Source organism: Sulfitobacter sp. M22, from assembly GCF_021736025.1.
Taxonomy (GTDB): Bacteria; Pseudomonadota; Alphaproteobacteria; order Rhodobacterales; family Rhodobacteraceae; genus Sulfitobacter; species Sulfitobacter litoralis.
Window position 1 is genome coordinate 129,028 of record NZ_WMEC01000001.1, and the last position, 20,302, is coordinate 149,329.

General features: G+C 59.4%; 22 protein-coding genes. 8 read left to right on the forward strand and 14 right to left on the reverse strand.

Features of this window, described 5'->3' with window-relative positions:
• Nucleotides 1-4: 4 nt before the first annotated feature.
• Nucleotides 5-1,624: an AMP-binding protein gene (locus tag GLP52_RS00680; protein WP_237271324.1), complete on the reverse strand. Its 1,620-nt coding sequence runs from the start codon at nt 1,622-1,624 to the stop codon at nt 5-7.
• 140 nt (nt 1,625-1,764) lie between these two features.
• Between GLP52_RS00680 and GLP52_RS00685 the strand changes: the two genes are divergently transcribed.
• Nucleotides 1,765-2,415, forward strand: a complete 651-nt coding sequence (locus GLP52_RS00685) for a sulfotransferase family 2 domain-containing protein (RefSeq protein WP_237271325.1) — start codon at nt 1,765-1,767, stop codon at nt 2,413-2,415.
• Nucleotides 2,416-2,501: 86 nt separating this feature from the next.
• Here GLP52_RS00685 and GLP52_RS00690 read toward each other — a convergent pair whose 3' ends face one another.
• From GLP52_RS00690 to GLP52_RS00720, 7 genes are all read right to left on the reverse strand, one after another.
• The gene (locus GLP52_RS00690) at nt 2,502-4,703 is read right to left on the reverse strand and encodes a 3-hydroxyacyl-CoA dehydrogenase NAD-binding domain-containing protein (RefSeq protein WP_237271326.1); all 2,202 of its coding nucleotides are present in this window, start codon (nt 4,701-4,703) and stop codon (nt 2,502-2,504) included.
• A 27-nt stretch (nt 4,704-4,730) separates the two neighbouring features.
• A complete protein-coding gene (locus GLP52_RS00695) occupies nt 4,731-5,030 on the reverse strand; it encodes an acetyl-CoA acetyltransferase (RefSeq protein ID WP_237273314.1) in 300 nt (99 codons plus the stop codon).
• On the reverse strand, nt 5,030-6,241 hold the full coding sequence (locus GLP52_RS00700) for an acetyl-CoA C-acetyltransferase (protein ID WP_093733528.1): 1,212 nt from the start codon (nt 6,239-6,241) through the stop codon (nt 5,030-5,032). The genes GLP52_RS00695 and GLP52_RS00700 overlap by 1 nt, the downstream gene beginning before the upstream one ends.
• Nucleotides 6,242-6,259: 18 nt before the next feature.
• Complete coding sequence (locus GLP52_RS00705) at nt 6,260-6,898, reverse strand: glutathione S-transferase family protein (protein ID WP_237271327.1); 639 nt, start codon at nt 6,896-6,898, stop codon at nt 6,260-6,262.
• Between the two features lie 301 nt (nt 6,899-7,199).
• Nucleotides 7,200-7,412 (reverse strand): hypothetical protein, encoded by a 213-nt coding sequence (locus tag GLP52_RS00710; RefSeq protein ID WP_237271328.1) that lies wholly within the window; start codon nt 7,410-7,412, stop codon nt 7,200-7,202.
• Between the two features lie 54 nt (nt 7,413-7,466).
• A complete protein-coding gene (locus GLP52_RS00715; protein ID WP_237271329.1) occupies nt 7,467-9,248 on the reverse strand; it encodes an acyl-CoA dehydrogenase C-terminal domain-containing protein in 1,782 nt (593 codons plus the stop codon).
• Nucleotides 9,249-9,335: 87 nt separating this feature from the next.
• A complete protein-coding gene (locus GLP52_RS00720; RefSeq protein WP_093733530.1) occupies nt 9,336-9,737 on the reverse strand; it encodes a MerR family transcriptional regulator in 402 nt (133 codons plus the stop codon).
• 234 nt (nt 9,738-9,971) lie between these two features.
• On the opposite strand from GLP52_RS00720, the gene GLP52_RS00725 reads away from it, so the two are divergent.
• Nucleotides 9,972-10,718, forward strand: coding sequence for a LuxR family transcriptional regulator (locus GLP52_RS00725; RefSeq protein ID WP_237271330.1), 747 nt, complete (start codon nt 9,972-9,974; stop codon nt 10,716-10,718).
• Between the two features lie 93 nt (nt 10,719-10,811).
• Nucleotides 10,812-11,057, forward strand: a complete 246-nt coding sequence (locus GLP52_RS00730) for a hypothetical protein (RefSeq protein ID WP_141135324.1) — start codon at nt 10,812-10,814, stop codon at nt 11,055-11,057.
• Between the two features lie 16 nt (nt 11,058-11,073).
• Here the strand turns inward: GLP52_RS00730 and GLP52_RS00735 are convergent, their stop codons facing one another.
• On the reverse strand, nt 11,074-11,472 hold the full coding sequence (locus GLP52_RS00735) for a MerR family transcriptional regulator (protein WP_093733533.1): 399 nt from the start codon (nt 11,470-11,472) through the stop codon (nt 11,074-11,076).
• Between the two features lie 114 nt (nt 11,473-11,586).
• Here GLP52_RS00735 and GLP52_RS00740 point away from each other — a divergent pair, with 114 nt between their 5' ends.
• From GLP52_RS00740 to GLP52_RS00750, 3 genes are read left to right on the forward strand one after another with little or no spacing between them, the layout of a single operon-like run.
• Entirely contained in the window at nt 11,587-12,009 is a 423-nt protein-coding gene (locus GLP52_RS00740; RefSeq protein WP_093733534.1) for a PaaI family thioesterase, read from the forward strand.
• On the forward strand, nt 12,006-12,518 hold the full coding sequence (locus GLP52_RS00745; protein WP_237271331.1) for a PaaI family thioesterase: 513 nt from the start codon (nt 12,006-12,008) through the stop codon (nt 12,516-12,518). The genes GLP52_RS00740 and GLP52_RS00745 overlap by 4 nt, the downstream gene beginning before the upstream one ends.
• Nucleotides 12,511-13,875: an MATE family efflux transporter gene (locus GLP52_RS00750; RefSeq protein WP_237271332.1), complete on the forward strand. Its 1,365-nt coding sequence runs from the start codon at nt 12,511-12,513 to the stop codon at nt 13,873-13,875. Before GLP52_RS00745 ends, GLP52_RS00750 begins: the two co-directional genes overlap by 8 nt.
• Nucleotides 13,876-13,931: 56 nt before the next feature.
• Here GLP52_RS00750 and GLP52_RS00755 read toward each other — a convergent pair whose 3' ends face one another.
• The 3 genes from GLP52_RS00755 to GLP52_RS00765 are packed head-to-tail and all read right to left on the reverse strand — an operon-like array spanning nt 13,932 to nt 15,750.
• A complete protein-coding gene (locus tag GLP52_RS00755; protein ID WP_093733537.1) occupies nt 13,932-14,975 on the reverse strand; it encodes a quinone-dependent dihydroorotate dehydrogenase in 1,044 nt (347 codons plus the stop codon).
• Entirely contained in the window at nt 14,972-15,403 is a 432-nt protein-coding gene (locus GLP52_RS00760) for a DUF1330 domain-containing protein (RefSeq protein ID WP_237271333.1), read from the reverse strand. Before GLP52_RS00760 ends, GLP52_RS00755 begins: the two co-directional genes overlap by 4 nt.
• Entirely contained in the window at nt 15,403-15,750 is a 348-nt protein-coding gene (locus GLP52_RS00765; RefSeq protein WP_093733595.1) for a DUF952 domain-containing protein, read from the reverse strand. The genes GLP52_RS00760 and GLP52_RS00765 overlap by 1 nt, the downstream gene beginning before the upstream one ends.
• A 166-nt stretch (nt 15,751-15,916) precedes the next feature.
• Here GLP52_RS00765 and GLP52_RS00770 point away from each other — a divergent pair, with 166 nt between their 5' ends.
• Nucleotides 15,917-17,473: a bifunctional metallophosphatase/5'-nucleotidase gene (locus GLP52_RS00770; protein WP_237271334.1), complete on the forward strand. Its 1,557-nt coding sequence runs from the start codon at nt 15,917-15,919 to the stop codon at nt 17,471-17,473.
• A gap of 95 nt (nt 17,474-17,568) precedes the next feature.
• On the opposite strand, the gene GLP52_RS00775 is transcribed toward GLP52_RS00770, so the two are convergent.
• Together GLP52_RS00775 and GLP52_RS00780 are read right to left on the reverse strand one after the other, a co-directional pair.
• On the reverse strand, nt 17,569-17,925 hold the full coding sequence (locus GLP52_RS00775; protein ID WP_237271335.1) for a hypothetical protein: 357 nt from the start codon (nt 17,923-17,925) through the stop codon (nt 17,569-17,571).
• 106 nt (nt 17,926-18,031) lie between these two features.
• Entirely contained in the window at nt 18,032-18,925 is an 894-nt protein-coding gene (locus GLP52_RS00780) for a LysR substrate-binding domain-containing protein (RefSeq protein WP_237271336.1), read from the reverse strand.
• A gap of 98 nt (nt 18,926-19,023) precedes the next feature.
• Between GLP52_RS00780 and GLP52_RS00785 the strand changes: the two genes are divergently transcribed.
• A complete protein-coding gene (locus GLP52_RS00785) occupies nt 19,024-20,247 on the forward strand; it encodes an acyl-CoA dehydrogenase (RefSeq protein ID WP_138922776.1) in 1,224 nt (407 codons plus the stop codon).
• The last annotated feature ends 55 nt before the right edge of the window (nt 20,248-20,302 follow it).

Consider the following 20,302-nt stretch of genomic DNA (forward strand, 5'->3'; position numbering starts at 1 on the left):
TTACCTATGACTTCGCGGCCTCGGCGCGCAGTTCGAATTTTTGTACCTTGCCGGTCGAGGTTTTTGGCAGCTCTTGAAAGATAACCCGTTTAGGCGTTTTGAACCCTGCAAGGGTTTGGCGGGCAAAGGCGATCATGCTGGCTTCGTCGCTCGTTGCACCGGGTTTAAGCTCGATAAACGCGCAAGGCACTTCACCCCATTTATCATCCGGCTGCGCGACCACGGCAGCAAGGTTCACATCGGGATGGCCCATCAACACGCCCTCTACCTCGATAGATGAAATGTTTTCCCCGCCCGAAATAATGATATCCTTGGCGCGGTCCGCAATCTGTATGTGGCCATTGGGGTGTTGCACCGCCAGATCGCCGGAATGGAAATGTCCGCCTGCAAATACTTCACGTGTTGCGGCGGGGTTCTTGAAATAGCCTTTCATCACCGAATTGCCGCGGATCATGATCTCGCCTTGGGTGGCACCATCCAGCGGGACTTGGGACATTTGGCTGTCCATCACGGTGATATCCTCCATCATGGGCATGGCGACGCCTTGGCGGGCTTTGATCGCAGCGCGTTCGGCCCCTTGAGCGTTGTCCCACGCGGGGTCCCACAGGCATTCTGTCACATGGCCATAGGTTTCGGTCAGCCCGTAGACCTGCGTAACGTTGAACCCCAGGGCTTCGATTTTGGACAGGGTGGCGGGGGCGGGGGGTGCACCGGCGGTGAACACCTCTACCTGATGGTTGAATGTGCGGCGTTCTGCTTCGGGGGCGTTCACCATCATGTTCAGAACAATAGGCGCACCGCCGAAGTGGGTCACGCCTTCGTCTGCGATGGCGTCATAGATTGCGGCTGCGGTAATGTCGCGGCAGCAGACCAGCGTGCCGCCAAGCAGGGGCATCATCCACGTGTGGTTCCAGCCATTGCAGTGAAACAGCGGCACGATCTGCATGAACACAGGCCGCGTCACCATGCGCCAGCTCACCACTGTCCCCATGGTCATCAGATAGGCCCCGCGATGATGATAGACCACGCCTTTGGGCCGCCCCGTGGTGCCAGAGGTATAGTTCAGCGCAAGGCTTTCCCATTCGTCGCTTGGCATATGCCATACGAAGGCAGGGTCGCCTTGCGCGATAAAATCTTCATAGGTCGGATGACGCCCTGTCGCGGCAAAACCAGCATCGGGCACTTCGATGAGCAAGGGCGCAGGCCCGTCCAGGTCGGCACAGGCGGCTTCGGCCAGATCGATGAACTGTGTATCAACCAGCAGCACCCGCGCTTCGCCGTGGTTCAGGATATAGCGCACCGTCGCCACATCCAGTCGCGTGTTAATGGTGTTGAGCACGGCACCGCACGCGGGCACGCCGAAATGGGCTTCGGCCTGCGCGGGAATGTTGGGGAGCAAGGTAGCAACCACCTGACCCGCTTCGATCCCAGCCCCCGATAGGGCAGAGGCCAGCTGAGAGCAGCGCGCGTGATACTGCGCATAGGTCACACGGTGTGCGCCGTAGATCACCGCCGTTACATCGGCAAAGACATGCGCTGCACGCTTCAGATGCGACAGCGGTGTCAGCGGCACATAGTTCGCCGCGCATTTGTCCAGCCCGTCTTCGTTTGTCATCCAGCCCATGGCGCACCTAGTCGTTCGTTTCTTGGTTCCGGTTACTATTGCGCAGCATCCCCCGTTTTGGGAAGGATGATAAAAGCAGGCGAGGGAAGAATGATGGGCCAAAGCGCAAAACGACCGACCGTGCCCAGAGGCAGGCGGCAATGATTATCAGCCGCGGGCGCAGCTATATCTTTGTGCATATTCCAAAGACGGGGGGCACATCGCTGGCATTGTCGCTTGAGGCGCGGGCGATGAAAGATGATTTGCTGTTGGGGGATACGCCCAAAGCCAGCAAACGGCGCAAGCGGCTGCAGGGGGTCACGGCGGCGGGGCGGCTTTGGAAACATTCGACGCTCGCCGATATCGAAGGCGTCGTGACCCGCGAAGAGATCGGCCAGATGTTCGCCTTTGCGCTGGTCAGAAACCCGTGGGACCGGATGGTCAGCTATTACCACTGGCTGCGCGACCAAGGGTTCGACCATCCGGCAGTGGGGCTGGCCAAGTCGCTGGAGTTCGGCGCGTTCGTTCAGTCAGCTACCGTGCAAGGTAGTCTTGCTGCGTCCCCCTATGGGTCCTATCTGCGTGATGGTGCAGGAGTAGATCAAAGCAACCTGTTCATCCGGATCGAGCATTTCTCGCGGGATGCGCAGCCGCTGTTCGATCATCTGGGGTTCGATCTGACGTTGCCCCGCGAAAACGCCTCTGACCGTGCTGCGGGCTATCAGGGGTATTATACCGCAAAAACACGCGACCTGATTGCTGCGGCCTGCGCCGAGGATATCACACGTTTCGGGTATCGTTTCGACGGCTGAGAGCAGGCCTCTCATCGATCACCGCAACGCAAAACGGCCAGCATGAACTGCTGGCCGTTTCTATTTTGTGTGGTGTCGCCTAAAACTCAGGCGGCTTTGGCGTCGGGGCCAAAGCGACCATAGAAGCTCTGGTTCTTTTCTGCCATTTCACGCAGCAAGTCGGGGCATTTGAAACGTTCGCCAAACTTCGCTTCCAGCTGGTCACAGCGTTCCGCCGCATAGGGTGTGCCGATGATGTCGAGCCAGCTGAACGGGCCGCCGGACCAAGGCGCAAAACCCCAGCCAAGGATCGCGCCCACGTCGCCTTCGCGGATGTCTTCCAGCACGCCTTCTTCCAACGCGCGAACAGCTTCCAGCACTTGAACGAACATCAGGCGGTCCTGCACATCGCGCAGGTCTGGCTGTTCGTCGGCCAGCGGGAACTTGTCGTGCATCCCCTTCCAATAGCCCTGACGCTTGCCCTTTTCGTCATAGTCAAAAAAGCCCGCGTTCGCCTTGCGGCCCAGACGACCCAGATCTTCCATCCAAAAGATCAGGTCATCGGCTTGGGACGCAGGATAGGCATTGCCCATGGCCGCCTTGGTCGCGCGGGCAATCTTGGCCCCCAGATCGATCGAGGTCTCATCGGTCAGCTGCACCGGCCCCACAGGGAAGCCCAACAGCTGTGCCGCGTGATCTACCAGCTGCGGTGCTGTACCCTCGGTGATCATCCGGGCGCCTTCGTTGGCGTAGGGGATGATGCAGCGGTTGGCATAGAAGAACCGCGCGTCATTTACCACGATGGGCGTTTTGCGGATCTGGCGCACATAATCGAGGGATTTGGCTACCGCGCGGTCGCCTGTTTCGGCGCCCTTGATGATCTCGACCAGCGCCATTTTTTCGACCGGCGAGAAGAAGTGGATGCCGATGAACTGATCCGCACGGCTGGACGCCTTGGCCAGCTCGGTGATCGGCAGGGTCGAGGTGTTGGAGGCAAAGATGCAATCTTCGGGGATCACGGCTTCGACGCGCTTGGTCATCTCGGCCTTGACGGTAGGGTCTTCGAATACGGCTTCGATGATCAGGTCGCAGCCTTTCAGCGCATCCAGATCGGTGGTCGCAGTGATCAGGTCCAGCGCGGCGGTTTTCTTTTCTTCGGTGGATTTCTTGCGCGCGATGCCCTTGTCAAAGAAGCTCGCGGAATAGGCTTTGCCCTTGTCGGCGGCTTCTTGGGTCTGGTCGATCAACACGACCTCGATCCCGGCCTGTACGGACACAAGCGTGATACCCGCACCCATCATGCCGGCACCCAACACGCCTAGCTTCTTGACGCGCTGATCGGCAACACCTTCGGGCCGCACTGCACCTTTTTCCAGCGCTTCCTTGTTCAGGAACAGCGACCGGATCATAGCAGAGGACGACGGGTTCAGCAGGATGTTGGTGAACCAGCGTGCCTCGATCTTGAGCGCGGTATCAAACGGCACAAGTGAGCCTTCGTAAACGGCGCTCAGCAAGGCCTTGGCCGCAGGGAATGCGCCTTTGGTCTTGCCGTTGACCATCGCATTGGCACCGACAAAGGTCATGAAACCCGCAGGGTGATAGGGTGCGCCGCCGGGCATCTTATAGCCTTTGGCATCCCAGGGCTTCAGGATGTCCGCATCCTTGGCGTTCAGGACCCATTCTTTTGCAGCAGCCACCGGATCAGCGACAACTTCGTCAATCAAGCCGGCAGATTTCGCGGCGGCAGGAGCAACCATCTTGCCTTCCAGCAAGAAGGGGGACGCCGCCATCGCGCCTAGTTTGCGTGTCAGACGGGTTGTGCCGCCCGCGCCGGGAAAGATGCCGACCATGATCTCGGGCAGACCGATACGGGCCTTGGGGTTGTCGGCAACAAAGATGCGGTGTGTCGCAAGCGGCAGTTCAAGCCCGATGCCCGCGGCAGTGCCGGGCAGGGCAGAGGCAATCGGCTTGCCGCCCTTATTGGTCTTGGCGTCCATGCCTGCGCGTTCGATCTTGCGCAGCAGGGCGTGCATTTTCATTGTGCCGTCGAACAGCCCCTGTGCGGGGTCATCGCCCGCGTCTTCGCGCATTTTGGCCAGCAGGTTCAGATCCATGCCACCGGCAAAGGACCCGTCCTTGCCCGACGTGATCACGGCCCCCTTGATGGCGTCGTCGGACAGAACCGTGTCGATGATGCTGTCCAGTTCCGACAGCCCCTCGATCGACATGACGTTCATGGATTTTCCGGGTACGTCCCAGGTGATGATGGCGACGCCGTCGGCGTCTGTCTTAATGGTGAAATCGGTCATTTATATCTCTCCCTGATTTGGAGTGTGTTACGAGCGCTGAGGCGTGTAATCAGCGAATTTTTCAAGCAGCGATCTGATCAACTCGATTGTCGGTTTGGGGCCTGCGTCGCAATCTTCTTCGCTCAGCAAGACCCGCTTGAAGTCATTGAAACTCTCGCGGTCGAAACTGTCGCTTGGATCATTGCGGTGTTTAAAGAACAGCGGCGGGTCATTCTGGTACAGACGCACATAGGTACCGCCCCGCTCGACTTTGACCTTAAGATCTTTCAGGCCCTTTTTGGGGGCCATTTCAGCAACGGCAAGAAACGGGTGGGATTCATGTACCATTAGACGCGCTCGATGATGGTTGCGGCACCCATGCCGGAGGCAATGCACAGAGTGGCCATGCCAACTTCTTTATCCGACCGCTCCAGCTCGTCCAGCAGTGTGCCGATGATCATCGCGCCGGTCGCGCCCAAGGGGTGACCCATAGCGATCGATCCGCCGTTAACGTTGACCTTGCTCTCATCAACATCGAACGCCTGCATAAAGCGCATGACCACGGCCGCGAAGGCCTCGTTGACCTCGAACAGATCGATGTCGTTGATGTTCATTCCATTGTCGGCAAGAATTTTTTCGGTCACGGGAACGGGGCCGGTGAGCATGATGGTCGGGTCGGTGCCGATCTTGGCCGTCGCCCGAATGCGCGCGCGCGGCTTGAGGCCGTATTTCTCGCCAAATTCCTTGTTGCCGATCAGCACAGCCGCGGCACCATCCACGATACCCGAGGAGTTCCCGGCGTGGTGAATGTGGTTGATTTTTTCGAGGTGCGGATATTTCATCAGCGCGACCTTATCGAAGCCCGGCATGACCTCGCCCATCTGCTGGAACGCCGGGTTCAGCGCGCCGAGCGATTGCATATCGGTCTGCGGGCGCATGTATTCGTCATGGCTGAGGATCGACAAACCGTTCTGGTCTTTGATGTCGATCACGGATTTTGCAAAACGGCCTTCGTCCCATGCTTTCTTTGCACGTTGTTGGGATTGCACGGCCAGTTTGTCGGCCTCGTCCCGGGTAAAGCCGTATTCCGTCGCGATAATATCAGCCGAGATGCCCTGCGGCACAAAATAACGGTCCATTGCGAGCGACGGATCAACGGCAATCGCAGCACCATCGCTGCCCATGGCCACGCGGCCCATCATCTCTACGCCGCCGGCGATATAGGCCATGCCCGCGCCGCCCTTGATCTGGTTGGCGGCCAGGTTCACGGCTTCCATGCCAGAGGCGCAGAACCGGTTGATCGCGAGGCCGGGGATGCGTTCGTCCAGATCGGATGCCAGCACCGCAGAGCGCGCCAGACAACCGCCTTGTTCCATCACCTGGGTCACGTTGCCCCAGATCACGTCCTCGACGGCGTGGCCTTCAAGGTTGTTACGCTCTTTGACGGCGTTGAGAGTCAGCGCGGATAGCCGCAACGAGGTGAGCTCGTGCAGGGCACCGTCTTTGCGGCCCTTGCCACGCGGGGTGCGCAGGGCGTCGTAGATATATGCTTCGGTCATGTGGTGTCTCCCTTTGGGTCAGGCGCGGTCAACGGGGCTGCCGGGCATCAGGTCGTAGGGGGCTTTCCAGCCCGGTGTTTCGCTCAGACGCGTAAGCCACGCGTCGATATGGGGCCAATCCTCGCGGACAAATCCGAAAGGCTCGGGGTAATAGAGATAGCCGCAGCAGCTGAGATCGGCGTTGGTGATACCGTCGCCGACGATCCAGTCGCGGCCCTCAAGGTGGTCGTTCAACACGGCATAGGCGGCAGACAGACGCCCCTGCATAAAGCCGATGACTTCTTTGGGCTGCTTGTCCTCGGGGAGAAAGTTTATCAAGAACCGCGTCATACCGGCGTTCGAGCTGAGCTTGTGGTTGTCCCACAATACCCACCGCAGGATCTCGCGGCGCTCTTCGTTGGTGCGGCCGCCGAATTTGCCCGATTGTTCCGATACATAGTCTTGGATCACACCGGATTGCGTCAGCCGGATGTCACCGTCGATCAGCACAGGGGCTTCGCCCATGTTGTTGATGGTGGTGCGGTAATCCGGTGTGCGGGTTTGGCCGCCAAAGAAATCGACCTTCACCGGCTCCCAATCCAGCCCCGACAATTGCAACGCAAGCGCCGCCTTATAAGCGTTCCCGCTTTCGCCAAAGCAATGCAGTTTGATGGTCATCTGAACCCTCCCTCAAGTCCTGTATGTTGATCCGTCAGCACGTGGGGGTTTCACACCCCCACACCCCCGTGGAGTTTATCCGGCAAAATGAAGATGCGCGGGTCTGTGTTAATCAGTTACTAATCATCTTGTCGTATTCAACCCCCGCGCGGCAGGCTGGAGAGCCGGGCCGCGTGCAAAGTGAAGCCCTGCTTTGGTCGTGCTGATCGCGTGATCAGGGCAGGGTGTTTCGCTTCATTTTGCCCCTTAAACTCTCCCCGAAGGGTCGGGTTCGGCAGGGCACTTGGGTGGTGGTGGTGTGCTACCTCTTTCGTCCGTCCAGTTCCGCATTAAAAAGCCGCAGTCTTGCGGTTAGGTTTTCCTCGTCAATCACGCTGTTGAAGTTCTCGAAGAGAAATGACAGCGCTTCGCCTTCGTCCAATCCGGCCTCTGTCGCGAATTTCTTGAGACGGCGATAGCCGTCTTCGGTCATGGCAACGGGAAAGCGGCGGGTCAGGCGGAAACGTTTGGGCAAGGGGCATCCTTTCAGTCAGCGGAGGGGTGGGGCATGTCCCCACCCCGATGCAGCCTAGAAGTTTGCCGCGTCGAGCGCCATCACAGTATCCGCGCCGGTCTCGATCCGCTTGAGGTGCAGCGCCGTCGCGGGCAGTTGGCGGGCCATGTAGAAACGGCCCGTTGCCAGCTTGGTCTCGTAGAAGGTCGCGTCACCGGTGCCATCCTTAAGGGCTTTGTTTGCAGCCAGCCCCATTTTCGCCCACATCAGGCCAAGGCAGACATGCCCGAACATATGCATGAAGTCGTTCGACCCCGAGAGCGCGTTGTTCGGGTTCTTCATACCGTTTTGCATGAAATACATGCCCGCCGACTGCAGGTCTTTGCTGGCAGCCTTAAGCGGCTCCATAAAGCTGGCGTCGAATTCGGCGTCCTGGCCGGTGTTTTCCTTGATGAAGTTTTTGACCAGATCAAAGAACGCCATAACGTGTTTGCCGCCATCTTGCGCCAGCTTGCGGCCCACGAGGTCCAGCGCCTGAACGCCGTTGGCCCCTTCGTAGATCATGGCGATACGGGCGTCGCGGGTGAACTGGGACATGCCCCATTCCTCGATATAGCCGTGGCCGCCATAAACCTGTTGCGCCTTGACGGTCATGTCATAGCCGACATCGGTCAAGAAGCCCTTGATAACGGGAGTCATCAGCGACACGAGGCCATCTGCGTCCTTGTCATCCGCACGGTGTGCCGCGTCGATCAGGCTAGCCCCCCAAAGGATAAACGCCCGCGCACCTTCGACAAAGGATTTCTGTTCCATCAGGCTGCGGCGGATATCGGGGTGTACGATCAGCGGATCGGCGGGTTTGTCGGGGTGTTCGGTGCCGGTCACCGCACGGCCTTGCAGGCGGTCGTTGGCGTAGATCAACGCGTTCTGGTAGGCGACATCGGCCTGCGCCAGACCTTGCATGCCGACGCCGACGCGGGCTTCGTTCATCATGGTGAACATGGCGCGCATGCCTTTGTGTTCGTCGCCCAGCAGGTATCCGACAGCACCATCATAGTTCATCACACAGGTGGAGTTGCCGTGGATGCCCATCTTTTCTTCAATGGAACCGACGGTAACGGCGTTGCGGTCCCCAAGGGAGCCGTCTTCTTTGACCATGAACTTAGGCACGATGAAAAGCGACACGCCCTTGATGCCTTCGGGGCCGCCGTCGATTTTGGCCAGCACCAAGTGGATGATGTTGTCGGCCATGTCGTGTTCGCCGGACGAGATAAAGATTTTTTGGCCGGTAATTTTATAGCTGCCGTCGTCTTGTGGGGCTGCCTTGGTACGCATCAGACCCAGATCGGTGCCGCAGTGGGGCTCTGTGAGGTTCATGGTGCCGGTCCATTCGCAGGACACCATGTTTGGCAGATACGTATCTTTTTGCGCGTCGGACCCGTGCGCCAGAATTGCGGATGCTGCACCATGGGTCAGACCCTGATACATGGTGAACGCTTGGTTAGAGGCCGAGAACATCTCGCCGACAGCGGTGCCCAGAACGTAGGGCATATTCTGGCCGCCGTACTGCTCTGGCATATCCAGACCGGTCCAGCCGCCTTCTTTGACCTTTTCAAATGCTTCTTTAAAACCTTTTGGGGTGTAAACGACGCCGTTCTCCAGACGGCAGCCCTCCCGATCACCGACTGCGTTCAGCGGTGCCAGCACTTCGGAGGTCAGCTTGCCGGCTTCTTCGAGAATGGCAGAGGTGAAATCCGCTTCCAGCTCGTCGTAGCCGGGGGTTGACGACGCGGTGACGTTCAGCACGTCGTGCAGTACGAATTGCAGATCTTTGATCGGGGCGGTGTAGCTCGGCATGTGGTGTTCTCCCTTGGCCATCTGGCCGTCATTTGGTCAGTATAAATTGGTCGGTGTATAAGGTGATCGGGTGCGCCGGACCGTGGCCTATTCTGCCGCGTTTCGGGCGCTGTTGATGGAGGCGATCATTTTTTCACCCCATTTTAACTGGTTTTGCAGGTCGTCTATGGCGTTGTTGAGATCGTCGCGTTGCGCCTCGAGGTCGGCCAGACGTTCGCGCGCGATGTCATAGGTACGCGCCAATTGGGTCTGTTGCTGGTCACCCATATGATACAGGTCAAGCAACTGACGGATTTCTTCGAGGCTGAAGCCAAAGCGCTTGCCGCGCAGGATCAGTTTCAGCCGCGCACGGTCGCGTTTGGTAAACAATCGCTTTTGGCCCTGACGTTCAGGGAAAAGCAGTTCTTTTGCCTCGTAGAACCGCAGGGTGCGCGGGGTGACGTCAAAGGCTGTACACATCTCTCGGATGGTCATCGTAGTGGTCGACATATGGGGTACTCGCTATTCTATCACATTAGTAGAACGGTCAACTGCGCCTATATGAGGAGCGATATAACCTAGAAGCAAGCTTACGTAATCCAGACGTCACGTCAAACGTTTGCTTTACGTTGGGTAATTGCACGTAACCTGACCTAATAGGCTTTTTCTGATACTTTTGTTGATCATGGGGTGTTGCCGCCTAGGTTGTTTGGGGGGAACGCCAATGGCGACGGGGGAGCGGACATGCCCAAGAAGTTGGGTTCAGATAGATTTGTGGACCGCCTTAGCGAGGTGCGGAGTGTTTCGGCGCTGTGGTTGCTGGTGAATCGTTTTGCCAAGGCGCAGGACTTTCGCACGGTGACCTACCATAGTATTGATGTGCAATCCTTGGGGGACTCTAATTTCGGGGCTGTCGCGATCGGGATTCCGCCCGCGTTCCAGCGCATGTACACTGCCGAGCGCCTGTATCTTGATGATCCGTTTCCCGCCTTCGCGGCGTCGCGGATCAGCCCGTTTTTCTGGCAGGACCTATCGCAGATGACCACGCTGACCGACAAGCAGCAGGCCTATCTGCGCATCGCCAGAGAGCACGGTTTCGCTGATGGGCTTGTCTGTCAGGTCTTTGGCCCTCAGGCGCGCAACGCATTGGTGAGCATCGGTTTTCACGAGGGCAGGCCGCGCCCGTCTCAGGCCGAGGTGACGGCGCTGCAAATGGCGAGCCAGCTTGCCCATTTGCGCTTTTGTGCATTGGTCGAGGGGCCGGGGGCGTCTTACCGCCGACTGCCCCCGCGCGAGCTAGAGCTGCTGCGCTGGATCGCACGGGGGAAAAGCAACACGTCAATCGCGCAGATCATGGGCGTATCGAGGCATACGGTTGATACGATCATGCGGCGTTTGTTCGGCAAACTGGACGTGACCGACCGGACGCGCGCTGCAGTGAGGGGGTTGGCTTTCGGCTTGATTGATCAATCCCTCGACAACCTGGCCTGAGACCACCTGCGCATGTCGCGTAGCTACGGGACATGCGCCCGGTCTGGTCGCAGCATAGGTATGGCAGCTTCTTAAATGAGAGTGGACAGCCCCGTGGCCCAGAATAAGACCTCGATCCCTTCGGTGATCCCGACTGCAATTGATCTGACGCAAAGCATGGGGATTTCAGCCTCTTCGGCGTCGAAGGGGCTTTTGGACGCTGCAAAGCTGGCCGAGGACGTGGCCTATGAATTTGCCGCTAATCTGGACGCGGATTCGCTGACAGAGTTAATTGTTGCGGCGGCTGACCTGACACGTCTGTCCGATGTGATGCGCCGTATGGCAGCGCGTCAGGTCTGAGCTTTGCGGGGCGGCGCTAGTGGTCCGACTCGCCTTTTGACGCGCATTTGGCCAATGCGGCTTCGGTATCATCGCGCGACTTTTGCAGCTCTTCTATGGCTTCTTCCAATTGCTTGCGCTGTTCTGCCAACTCTCCCAATTGGCGGTCCGCGCTGACCACCCAAGCCCGCATTTGAGCTTCGGTGCCTTCATTTTCATAGATCAGCAACCACTGCCGGATACCTTCTAGGGAATACCCGAACTTACGCCCCCGCATGATCAACTTCATGCGCGCGATTTCCCGGGCACCATAGCTGCGTGACCGTCCCTCACGCTCGGGGTGGAGCAGTTCTATATACTCGTAGTAGCGCAGCGTGCGCGGCGTGACGTCAAACTCCGCACACATTTCTTTAAAGTTCAGGCGTTTGTCGGTCATCATGGTCTCCTCAGTTTCGGAAACTATGCGGTTCACTTTCCAAGCGCAACACTGGGGTTGCTCTTGCTTGGTCGCTCGGTTGATATGGGGGGAATAACGCCAAGGAAGCAAAAAATGTCAGACAAACTTCGCATTGCCAAGCAGTTCATCTCCGCGCTGCCCTACAGTGGGGCTTTGGGGATGGAGCTGCAAGAGCTGGATGGCGGGGTCTCTGTGATCGACATGCCGTATGATGAAAGACTGGTCGGCGATCCGCGCACGGGTGTCTTGCATGGCGGGGCCGTGTCGGCGTTGATGGATACCTGCTGCGGGGCCGCGGTGATGAGCCACCCCAGCAATCCCGGCGGCACGGCAACCATCGACCTGCGCATAGAATACCTGCGGGCGGCTGTGCCGGGGCAGCGCATTACCGCGCGGGCGGAATGTTATCACGTAACGCGGTCGGTCGCCTTTGTGCGTGCCACAGCGCGAGACGAAGAAGACGGCAGCCCGGTCGCCACCGCCACCGGCAGTTTCACCGTGGAGGGCAAACGATGAGCACACGCAGCAAACCCGAAACCGTTCAGGTCGTCAAAAAGCGCCGTGACGCGGCCTTGCGCGCATTGGTGGACGGCGTGCCCTATATCACCTTTCTAGGCATCCAGTTCGACCGTCGCGGGGACGAGCTGACCGGCATCCTGCCCTATTCAGACAAGCTGATCGGCAACCCGATGCTGCAGGCGTTGCACGGCGGGGCGACGGCGTCATTTCTCGAGGTCACGTCGATCATCACGCTCAGCTGGGAACACCTGTGGGCCGATCTGGAATCCGGCGCGCTTGCCGTGGACGAAATGGACGCGACGCATCTGCCACGTTTGCCTAAAACGATTGATTTTACCGTTGATTATCTGCGGTCCGGCTTGCCGCGTGACGCCTATGCGCGGGCGCGGATCAACCGGTCGGGGCGGCGCTATGCGTCGGTGCATGTCGAGGCATGGCAGGACAACCGCTCGAAGCTTTTCGCGCAGGCCACGGGGCATTTTCTGATGCCGCAAAGCCGTGACTGACGCGATCCCCAAGGGCGAGGTCAGCGCCGTCGCCCTTGGCAAACTTTCTGCCAAAGAAGTCGTCACGCACCGCCGTGTGCTGAACATCGCCATCCCCATTGTCATCTCGAACGCCACCGTGCCCATTTTGGGGGCGGTCGATACAGGCGTGGTGGGGCAGATCGGATTAGCGGCCCCCATCGGTGCTGTGGGCATTGGCGCGATCATCCTGTCCTCGCTCTACTGGGTATTCGGCTTTCTGCGTATGGGCACCGTTGGGCTAACTGCGCAGGCGGCAGGGAATAATGACGATGCAGAGGTCGCAGCTCTGCTGACCCGCGGGCTGCTGATCGGGGGGCTGGCGGGCTTGGCACTGGTTTTGCTGCAACTGCCGCTGTTTTGGGCGGCGTTCCAGGCGTCTCCGGCCAGCGCAGAGGTTGAAACGCTCGCACGGTCCTACATGGGCATCCGCATCTGGTCCGCGCCGGCGGCGATTGCGATCTATGCGATAACCGGCTGGTTGATCGCCCAAGAGCGCACCCGTGCCGTCCTGGTGGTACAGCTGTGGATGAACGGCATGAACATCTTGCTGGACCTGTGGTTTGTGCTGGGGCTGGATTGGGGCATCGAAGGGGTCGCCATCGCGACGTTTCTGGCCGAATGGACGGGGGCGGCGCTTGGGCTGTGGTTCTGCCGCGCAGCCTTTGGCGTGCCCGCGTGGCGAGACTGGGCGCAAGTTTTCGACAGACCGCGCTGGATCAACATGATGAAGGTCAACGGCGACATCCTTGTGCGGTCCCTATTGCTACAGACGATATTCGTCTCGTTCCTGTTTCTGGGGTCGGGCTTGGGGGACGTCAAGCTCGCGGCCAATCAGGTGCTTTTGCAATTTTTGATGATAACGGCGTTTGCGCTGGACGGGTTCGCATTTGCTGCCGAGGCGTTGGTCGGGCGTGCCATAGGCGGCAAGCAACGCGATATCTTGCGTCGCGGTGCGCTGCTGACCAGCGGCTGGGGCTTGCTGGCCTGCGCACTGATGACGATTGCCTTCGCATGGGGCGGCGGCATGATCATTGATCTGATGACCACCGCTCCGCTGGTGCGGGCAGAGGCGCGGGTGTTCCTGCCCTATATGGTCGCGGCCCCGTTGCTGGGGTGGGCATCATGGATGCTGGACGGGATTTTCATCGGGGCCACACGGTCGCGGGACATGCGCAACATGATGGCGGTGTCGTTTGTGATTTACTGTGCGTGTGCGGCATTGCTGGTCCCGTGGCTGGGCAATCACGGGCTGTGGATTTCGCTTCTGGTGTCCTTTGTCGCCCGTGGCGTGACACTGGGGCTGCGCTACCCTGCGCTGGAACGTGCCGCGGGCTAGGAGACGTTGTGTTGAGGGTCGGGGCAGCGTTCGCTTGAACGGCGCCCCGAATTTCATCAAAGCCAAGCGCTGCGGTTACAACCGACGGCATCGGCGACGGTGTCAAATCCGTCTTGCTTCAATAGCTTGTCGATCCCTTTGGCGATATCCGATGCCAGCGACAGACCGCCATAGACCAGCGCGGTATAAAGCTGCACCGCCGATGCACCTGCGCAAATCTTGGCATAGGCATCTTCAGCCGAGCTGATGCCCCCGACGCCCACCAGTGGAATATCCGTGAGGGTAGATAGTCGCGCCAACACACGGGTGGACTTTTCGAACAGGGGCGCGCCCGACAGCCCGCCCATCTGGTCGCGCTGCGCGTTCTTTAGGCCGGCGCGGTCCAGTGTTGTGTTGGTGGCAATGATCGCTGCGACATCTGCGTCATTTGCAACCTCGGCCACATCGGCGATCTCTGCCTCGGTCAGGTCGGGGGCGATTTTCAGGAACACGGGCGTATCGCCGCGGACCTCCATAACGCCGGCCAAAAGCGCGGCGAGGGCGGCCTTGCCCTGAAGGTCGCGCAGCTTTTCGGTGTTGGGCGATGATACATTGACTGTGGCGAAATCCACGTGGTCGCGGGCAAGCTCCATCACGCGGGCGAAATCGGCGGCGCGGTCGGTGCTGGTCTTGTTGGCCCCAAGGTTGAGCCCCACGGGCACACCCGCGCCGCGTCGTGCCAGACGGGTGCAGATCGCCTGCATGCCTTCGTTGTTAAAGCCAAAGCGGTTGATCGCCGCGCGGTCTTCGGTCAGGCGGAATAGACGGGGTTTGTCATTGCCTGGCTGGGGCAGGGGCGTGGCGGCCCCCACTTCGATAAAGCCGAAACCCGCGTTGGACAGCGGCGCGACGGCGGTGGCGTTTTTGTCAAACCCCGCAGCAAGCCCGACGGGGTTCGGCAGGCTCATCCCCGCCAGCGAGGTCTTTAGCCGCTTTGACGTGACCGGACCGGGCGCGGGCGCAAGGCCAAGCCGCAGTGCGGTGATCGCCAGACCGTGGGCCGTTTCGGGGTCAACCTGATGCAGGGCGCGCAGCCCCAGCTGCTCGACCATACGCTTCATGCAAATTCATCCGTTAGGGGCAGCGGCGCGCTGCGGATCAGGCGCGATGTGACAACCGCAGCCTGACGGTGCACGACCGCCCTTTTGTAGCGCGGGTCCGAGATCATCTGCAAAAACGCGTGTGCGTTGGGGTATTGCGCGATGAACATCACATCCCACGCCTCGTCCGAGGGGCCGATCAAGGTCGTCTCGAACTGGCCACGCCACAGGATCGACCCGCCGACATCTGCCAGCACCGGCCCACTTTCCGCGCCGTAATTCTTGTAGGCTTGCGCCCCTGTCAGCGCTTTGGCCGCCAATGCGTGATCGTCGGGGTAGGCGGCCGTGTCGCGCAGTTTGACAAGGTTCACCATGTTCAGCGGCGTGTCGCGGTCCAGCCCCTTAAAGGCATCAAACTGGGCGCGATCCGGGTCAATATATCCTGTCATTATTCGGCCTCCTTAAAGCCAGCGGGAAAGTCATGCGCCCCGTCCACCAACGGCAGCGGCTGCGCCCAAACAACGTCTTCTAGCGCCAGTGCGCGGTACAGGTGCGGGAATTTGGCACCGCCCCGCGATACCTCCCATTTCAGCGCATCGCCAAGGCGGTCAGTCTCTACGGCCAGCAGAAACAGATCTGCCTCGCCCGCAAAGTGTTTCGCCGCAGTTTCAGCGGCCTGCTCAGAGGTCGAGAAATGCACATAGCCATCGGCCACATCAATCGGCGCGCCGGCGGTAGAGCCGTCGCGGCGCAGGGCCTGCCATTCATCGGAGCGGAAAATTTTGTAAATCAACATAGCCGCTGTGATGCCTTGGTCGATGCAAGCGGTCAAGGGCGCAGCAGATTGGGACTGCGAATGCCCCTGACCTTGGGGAAGCGCGGCTTTGCGCTCAGATGGTCTTTGACAAGGGGACAAACTGGGGGTCACCATACGCCCATATTCAACCCAAGGGGGGACCATCATGAAACGATTCCTGACAGCGACGGCGGCGCTTGCGCTGACATCGGGTATGGCGGCGGCGGACTATAGTCTGACCATCCTGCACACTAATGACTTTCACGCGCGGTTTGAACCGATCAGCAAATACGACGGACCGTGCTCCGCCGAGGACAATACCGCCGGTGAATGTTTCGGTGGCACCGCGCGGCTCGTCAACGCGATCAAGGACGCCAAGGCGCGCACCAACAATCATGTACTGGTCGACGGCGGGGACCAGTTTCAGGGCTCGCTGTTCTACACTCACTACAAGGGCAAGGTGGCAGCCGAGATGATGAACATGCTGGGCTATGACGGCATGACCGTGGGCAACCACGAATTCGACGATGGCCCCGAAGTGCTTGCCGGCTTCATGGAGGCGATCAACTTTCCCATACTGATGTCGAATGCAGATGTATCCGCCGAACCGATGCTGGCCGACAAGCTGGCGAAATCGACGGTCATCGAACGCGGCGGCGAGAAGATCGGCCTGATCGGGCTGACCACCGAAGACACACCTGATTTGGCAAGCCCCGGCGAGAACGTCGTGTTCTCTGATTCAGTGGCCGCCGTGCAGGGCGAGGTCGACCTACTGACCGCGCAGGGGGTAAACAAGATCATCGTGCTGAGCCACTCGGGCTACAAGGTGGACCAGATGGTCGCGGAAAACACCACGGGTGTCGATGTGATCGTTGGCGGGCACAGCAACACACTGCTGAGCAATACCCAAGAACGCGCCGAAGGGGCGTATCCGACGATGGTTAATGAAACGGCGATCGTGCAAGCCTATGCCTACGGCAAATTTCTGGGCGAGCTGAATGTCACCTTTGACGACGAAGGCAACATCAAGGAAGCCTCGGGCGAGCCGATCCTGATCGATGCCGGCGTCGCCGAAGATGAAACCACCGTCGCGCGTATCAGCGAGTTGGCCCAACCCCTGGAAGAGCTGCGCAGCAAAGTCGTCGCCGAAACCACCGACGCGATCGAGGGCGACCGGTCGGTCTGCCGCGTACAGGAGTGTCAGATGGGGAATCTGGTCGCCGACGCGATGCTGGCCCGTGTGGCAGATCAGGGTATCGAGGTCGCGATCCAGAACAGTGGCGGTCTGCGGTCCTCTATCGATGCGGGCGAGGTCACGATGGGCGAAGTGCTGGCCGTACTGCCGTTTCAGAACACGCTGTCTACATTTCAGGTCACCGGCGCTGCGCTGGTCGAGGCGTTGGAAAACGGTGTGAGCCAGATCGACGAAGTCGCCGGTCGTTTCCCCCAGGTCGCGGGCATGACCTTTACCGTTGACCCAAGCGCTGACGCGGGCAGCCGGATCAGCGATGTCACCGTTTCGGGTATGCGGCTAGATCCGGAAAAGACCTATGGCGTCGTGTCCAATAACTACGTGCGCAACGGCGGCGACGGCTATGAACCGTTCAAGACCGCGCAAAACGCCTATGACTACGGTCCTGATCTGGCAGATGTGACGGCTGAATTTATCGCCGCCAACGGGGCCTACACGCCCTATACAGATGGCCGCATCACGGTGAAGTAAGCAGCCTGCTGTAAAAAGAAACGGCGCGCCTCTAACAACAGGGGCGCGCCATTCTCATGTCTCGGCGCGGCGCAAGCCGCAGACTGTCCGATATATCAGTTGCTGAGCGGTGCTGGATCAAAGCTGACTTCACCACTGTAGCTTACGGGGTTGTCCCCCTCGGACGCGCCGATAAAAGTGACTTGAGCGCCTGCTTCTACCGTATGGCGATAGCTTTCGCCGTTTTGCAGCGTTCCCGACGTCCATGACCCGTCGCCGCCGCTAACGGTTCGAGCGGCATTCGCGTTATTGACGAAACTCAGCTCATCTCCGGCTTTGACGTAAATCACTGCTGGAAAAAAAGCCTCGTCGAAGATGATGATGTCATGCGTCTGCGCCGTGGCCGCGTTGGCCGTCGCAAGCGTCATAACGGTGGCACCGACCGCGGCGAATTTGGTAAATGAAATTGGCATTCCAATGCTCCCTTTCAAAGGGGCCCCCCCCTAAATTGATACGTGGGAGGTATCGTGCCATTACGGCGGAAATAGGGCGTCTGTGCCGCTATACCTTGCCGATACGTTAAAGAACTTGGCCCGTCTGTCCGTCCAGCCATGTCATGAACGATTGCAGGGCCGCGGTTTCAGCGCGATCTTCTGGCCAGACAAGGTAGTAGTTCCCGATGCTTTGCGTTGTCTGGGTCGACGCCAACACCAGCTGGGCATCACGCAAATAGGGCTCGGCTGAAAACGTAGGGAGCAGCGCCACCCCCAACCCGTGCACCGCCGCCTGCGCCATTGTCGAAAACTGATCGAACATCATACCGGCGGGGGGCTCTTGCGTGACACCAAGGGCGCTCAGCCAGCGCGACCAGCCGCGCGGGCGCGTATCCAGGTGCAGTAAGGGAAACCGCAGGATCTGGCTGGGGTCGTCCAGCGGTTCAGTCAGCAGCTCGGGCGCACAGACAGGCACAACGGTTTCCGGCATCAGCGATAGATAGCGCACGCCGGGCCAGTCTTCCTTGCCAAAATGTATTGCAGCGTCAAAGGGGCTGTTCTGAAATGAAAACGGGTGCAGTCGCGTGCTGAAGTTCACCGTCACCTCTGGATGCGCCTGAGCAAAGTCGCGCAGCCGTGGGGCCAGCCAATGCATTCCGAAGCCGGGCAGGATCGCGAGGTTCAACGCGCCTGCAATCGGGTTTGTACGCGCAGTTATCGACGCCTGTGCCAGCCGGTTCAACACATCACGTACCTGAATTACATAGTTTTTACCGGCCTCCGTCAGAACCAGTTGCCGCCCCATCCGGTCCAGCAAGGCGACGTTCAACTGCGCCTCTAACGTCTTGAGCTGCCGACTGATCGCGCTTTGCGTCAGCGACAGTTCCTGCGCCGCGAGCGTGGCGCTGCCCAACCGCGCCACTGCTTCGAAGGCGAGCAGGGCGTTGACCGAGGGAAGGAACCGACGCGGGGCGATCATATGACTTAAACTCATAGGTTCAGGAGTAACCAGCGATAGTCTTTCGCCGCATGCTTTGCAATACTATGGCCAAATCTGAACCCCGAGGAGGATATAAGATGAGCACCGAATTGCCCGTATTGAAAGCCAAAGACGCCCCAGACATGGGCAGCTTTGATTGGGCGGATGCCTTCCGCCTGAGCGAACAGTTGACCGAAGACGAGCGCATGATCCAAGAAAGTGCGCGCGCCTACGCTCAGGAAAAACTGCAGCCCCGCATCATTGACGCCTTCGCGAACGAAACCACAGATGAAGGTATCTTCAAGGAAATGGGCGACATGGGCCTGTTGGGCGTCACGGTGCCCGAGCAATACGGCGGTCTGGGCGGCAACTATGTTTCCTACGGTCTGGTCGCCCGCGAAGTTGAACGTGTGGACAGCGGCTACCGGTCGATGATGTCGGTGCAATCCAGCCTCGTGATGTACCCGATCTATGCGTATGGCTCGGAAGAGCAGCGCATGAAGTACCTGCCCAAACTGTCCAGCGGTGAATTCATCGGTTGCTTTGGTCTGACCGAACCCGATGCAGGCTCTGACCCTGCGGGCATGAAAACCCGTGCCGTGAAAACGGCCAACGGCTACAAGCTGACCGGTTCCAAAATGTGGATCTCGAACGCGCCGATCGCCGATGTTTTCGTGGTATGGGCCAAGTCGGAAGAGCACGGCGGCAAGATCCGCGGCTTTATCCTTGATAAAGGCATGAAGGGTCTGTCCGCACCAAAAATCGGCAACAAGCTGTCGCTGCGCGCATCGATCACAGGCGAGATCGTAATGGACAACGTCGAAGTCGGCGAAGATGCGTTGCTGCCCCATGTCGAAGGCCTGAAAGGCCCGTTCGGCTGTCTCAACCGCGCTCGCTATGGCATCAGCTGGGGCGCATTGGGGGCCGCTGAATTCTGCTGGCACGCCTCGCGCCAGTACGGTCTGGACCGCAAGCAGTTCAACAAACCGCTGGCGCAGACACAGCTGTTCCAAAAGAAACTTGCTGACATGCAGACCGAAATCGCGCTTGGCTTGCAAGCCTCGTTGCAAGTGGGTCGCTTGATGGACAACGCCAACGCCGCGCCCGAGATGATCTCCATCGTCAAGCGCAACAACTGCGGCAAGGCGCTGGACATCGCCCGCATGTCGCGCGACATGCACGGCGGCAACGGCATCAGCGGTGAATTCCAGGTCATCCGCCACATGATGAACCTCGAAACCGTGAACACCTACGAAGGCACGCACGACGTGCACGCGCTGATCCTGGGCCGTGCCCAGACCGGCCTGCAGGCGTTCTTCTAAAGGACGACAGAGGGGGCTTTGGCCCCCTCTCATCCCATCCTGCACGTGGCTGAAA